Below are 3840 nucleotides of genomic sequence, written 5' to 3'. Positions count from 1 at the left end.
TACACCTATGGACTTTACGGCACGCCGACTACGTTGGAGTTGGCGGCCAGAGTCTGTGAGTTAGAGGGCGGCTACCGCACGCTCATCACGCCGGGCGGACAAAGCGCGATTTCTCTAATCAACTTCGCGCTGCTACAGTCGGGCGATCATATCCTGATTCCGCTGAGTATTTATGGTCCAAATCGTCAGTTTGCAAATCATGTACTGCGCCGTTTTGGTGTCGAGGTGAGTTACTACGATCCGCTTCTTGGCCGCGGAATCGATGAGTTAGTCAAGTCGAACACTAAGCTGGTCTGGTGCGAGAGTCCCGGGTCGATCACGATGGAAGTGCAGGACGTGCCCGCTATCTGCGAAGCCGCACATGCCGGCGGAGCATTAGTTGTCCTCGACAACACCTGGTCCGCTGGAGTCTACTTCGATGCCTTGGCACACGGCGTTGATATTACGATGCAGGCACTTACCAAGTATGTTGGCGGCCACAGCGATCTGCTGCTGGGATCGGTCACGGTTAAGGACGCGGCGGCTTGGGAGAAGATCGGTTCCCATCAGCAGATGCTCGGGTGCGCCGCCTCACCCGACGATTGTAGTCTGGCGCTAAGAGGGCTGAAGACGCTGGCCGTTCGGCTAAGTGCGATCGAGAGTTCGGCGCTGCGCATTGCGCACTGGCTTGCCCAAAGGCCGGAAATCGAACGCGTGCTGCATCCGGCGCTGGAATCGTGTCCTGGGCACGAGTTCTGGAAGCGCGATTTCACCGGATCGGCCGGTGTGTTCTCGATCGTGTTCCGTCCGGACGCGACTAAGTTACAAGTTCAGGGATTCGTCGATGCACTTCGGCTATTCAAAATCGGCTATAGCTGGGCGGGGGTTACCAGTCTGGCTGTGGCGTACGACATGAGCCGAGGACGGGATCGTAACAACTATCAACACCGGATCGTGCGGCTGAACATTGGTCTCGAAGACACGAACGATTTGATCGCCGACCTCGAACGGGGACTCGCCGCCGCCTCTTGATCACTGCATTTGAGCGCGCCATCTACACTGGAAGCAGGCCCCTTATGATGACTCGCGAACAAGCCCGGGAGATGTTCGAATCGGACGACCTGATTGGGATCGGCATGGAAGCGGATGCGGTGCGGCGCCGGTTGCATCCGGAACGCGTGGTCAGCTACATCATCGACCGCAATATCAACTACACGAATTTCTGCACGGAATATTGCAGCTTCTGCGCGTTCTATCGACCGATGGGTCACAAAGAGGGCTACGTACTTCCCAACGAAGTGATCTTCGACAAGATTCAGGAAACGCTCGACCTCGGCGGCACCGGAATCCTGATGCAGGGCGGCCTTCACCGCGATCTGAAAATTGAATGGTATGAGGATCTGCTGCGCGCCATCAAGCAGCGTTTCAATATCTGGACGCATTGCTTTTCGGCGCCGGAGATCTGGAATATCGCGGAGGTGAGTGGCATCACCTTGCGCGACACAATTGCCCGGCTGCGCGATGCGGGGCTCGACTCCATTCCGGGCGGCGGCGCGGAGATTCTGGACGATGCCGTTCGTTATCGCATCAGCCGGTTGAAGTGCGGCGTGCAGGAGTGGGTGGACGTACACCGGACCGCCCACGAACTCGGCATGCGGACCACGGCAACGATGATGTTCGGCTGCGGGGAGACGATCGATCAGCGCATCAATCATCTGGAGCTCGTCAGGCAGATTCAGGAAGATACGGGTGGGTTCACGGCATTTATCCCGTGGAGTTTTCAGCGCGAGAATACTTCGCTCGGGCGGTTTGTTAAGGAAGAAGCGACCGCAGTTGAGTATCTGAAGACGTTGGCGATTTCACGGATCTATCTGGATAACATCCTCAACATCCAGTCGTCTTGGGTGACACCCGGATTGAAGACCTGCCAGGTTGGTTTGCGTTTTGGCGGAAATGATGTAGGCAGTATCATGATCGAGGAGAATGTCGTGTCGGCCGCCGGCGCGCACCATTGTGCGACCGAAGAGGAACTGCGGCGATTGATTCGCGACGCGGGATTTATTCCGAAGCAGCGGGATACGTTGTACCGCAGTTACTTTGTCAACTAAGTAAGATCTGTTCGCGCGCGAGCGCCCCCGCAAGAACGCGCAGTTCGTAGAAAGTCCGCGCGCCAAACGCGGAATCGCCACCCGAGATCGTGAAACGAATATCTGCAGGTCTGAATCAGGCCGAAGATGCGGTCGAGGCGGCGCTCACCGCCAGGAATCTCTAGACTCGTTCGCGGTATGATCCCGAATGCGGCTACACCGGCGATGTAAGCGAGGTAAAGGTCGACGAACTCTTCGTCGTAGGGAATGTTGAGAAAGGCGGAGGGCGCGTCAACGACGCCGTTATGACCGCTTCGAAGCCTTGGTCGGGGCACGCTTCGCAGCGGCCTTTCTCGTGGCCTTAGACCGAGTGGCCCGGCGCGCCCGATTCGCTATTGCTTCCCGAGCCATCTCCACAAGCTCACGCGTCCGCTTCGGCGAGATATTTCCCTCTCTCGCCAGCTCTTCGACCGTGGGGAACGGACCTTCGACAATAGCTCGCTTTACCATATCTACCTCTAGTGTAATCCCCGATCCAGCTTCTTCTCGAACCGGCTAGCCGCCAGCAGCAAATCGTCACTCCGTAAAATGCCAGGCGCGCGAAGCATCGTGCGACGGAAGAGGAACTGCCGAAGCAGCGCGATACGTTGTATTGAATCTACTTCGTCAACTAAGTCGATGTCTGTTCGCGAGCGAGTGCTCGCGCAAGAAGGCGCAGTTCGTGGAAGGTCCGAGCGCCATAAACCGAACCGCCGCCCGCCTGACGTTGGATAGCAGGAAGCCGTTGCTGCAGAGCACGGTAGATCGCTTGCATCTCTTGTACGGGCGGTTGGCGTTCGGCGCGAACGAGTGAGTTCGCCAGTTCACGAAACACACCGTTGACATTTCCATTGTGAATCTGAACATCAGTGCCCGCGAGATCGCTCAACGACTTTAAGACACGCCTGCTCTGCGATTCCATCACAAACCAACTGTGTGTGCCCGGATTCAGCTTGTCCCACGCAACCGTTAAGCCTAGTTCGAATGGCATGTTGAACCGAGGCGTAGGAGGGCGGCGTTCATCCATTTGTACACGCGAAAGGTCGTGGAAAGAATACCTGCAGCTCTGAATCAAAGTGAAGATGCGGTCAAGGCGGCGATCCCCGCCAGGAATCTCAAGGCTTGCCGTAGGTCTGATGCCGAATGCGGACAAACCTGCGATGTATGCGAGGTAAAGGCTGACGAACTCGGTGTCGTAAGGGATATTCAGAAAAGCGAAGGGCGTGTCGACGACGCCGTTATCAGCGCTTGGCAGCCTTGGTCGGGCCACGATTCGAAGCGGCCTTTCTCGCCTTAGAGCGAGCGGTCCGGCGTGCCTGATTCGCTATGGATTCCCGCGCCATCTCCACAAGCTCGCGGGTGCGCTCCGGCGAGATGTTCCCCGCCTCGGCCAAAGCCTCGATCGTGTCGTACGGACCCTCAACCAGAACGGGTTTTCTCATATTACTCTTTCCAGTCTAAACCCTAATCCAGCTTCTTCTCGAACCGGCTCGCCGCCAGCAACAAAATCGTAACTCCGTAAAACGCCAGTACCGTCATCTGCGGCCAGAGTACTGACCATCCAATTCCCTTCAGGAACACTCCACGCACAATCTCCACGAAGTATCGCAGCGGGTTCAGGTAAGTCAGATACTGCACGGCTATCGGCATGTTACGAATCGGAAACGAGAATCCGCTTAGCATGAACGTCGGCGTCGCAAAGAAGAAGCTCGACATCACCGCCTGCTGCTGCGTC

The 3840-nt window shown here is 57.0% G+C and carries 5 protein-coding genes; 2 read left to right on the top strand and 3 right to left on the bottom strand.

Annotation, left to right across the window (positions count from 1 at the left end; translation table 11 throughout):
- The coding region (locus H1Y01_RS11335; RefSeq protein ID WP_180540634.1) for a cystathionine beta-lyase at positions 1-1011 on the top strand (1011 nt) is incomplete at its 5' end.
- A gap of 44 nt (positions 1012-1055) precedes the next feature.
- On the top strand, positions 1056-2087 hold the full coding sequence (gene mqnC / locus H1Y01_RS11330; protein ID WP_180540633.1) for a cyclic dehypoxanthinyl futalosine synthase: 1032 nt from the start codon (positions 1056-1058) through the stop codon (positions 2085-2087).
- A 649-nt stretch (positions 2088-2736) separates the two neighbouring features.
- Here the strand turns inward: mqnC and H1Y01_RS11325 are convergent.
- The 3 genes from H1Y01_RS11325 to H1Y01_RS11315 form a co-directional block, all read right to left on the bottom strand.
- Positions 2737-3096 (bottom strand): hypothetical protein, encoded by a 360-nt coding sequence (locus H1Y01_RS11325; RefSeq protein ID WP_180540632.1) that lies wholly within the window; start codon positions 3094-3096, stop codon positions 2737-2739.
- A 250-nt stretch (positions 3097-3346) separates the two neighbouring features.
- The gene (locus tag H1Y01_RS11320) at positions 3347-3547 is read right to left on the bottom strand and encodes a hypothetical protein (RefSeq protein WP_180540631.1); all 201 of its coding nucleotides are present in this window, start codon (positions 3545-3547) and stop codon (positions 3347-3349) included.
- A gap of 22 nt (positions 3548-3569) precedes the next feature.
- Positions 3570-3840, bottom strand: a 271-nt coding sequence (locus tag H1Y01_RS11315) for an ABC transporter permease (RefSeq protein ID WP_180540630.1), incomplete at its 5' end; no start/stop codon positions are given.

The organism is Nevskia soli, from assembly GCF_903970205.1.
GTDB lineage: Bacteria > Acidobacteriota > Terriglobia > Bryobacterales > Bryobacteraceae > Bog-113.
The sequence above is the reverse complement of the archived record's forward strand: the minus strand, read 5'-3'. Positions and strand labels throughout refer to the sequence as shown.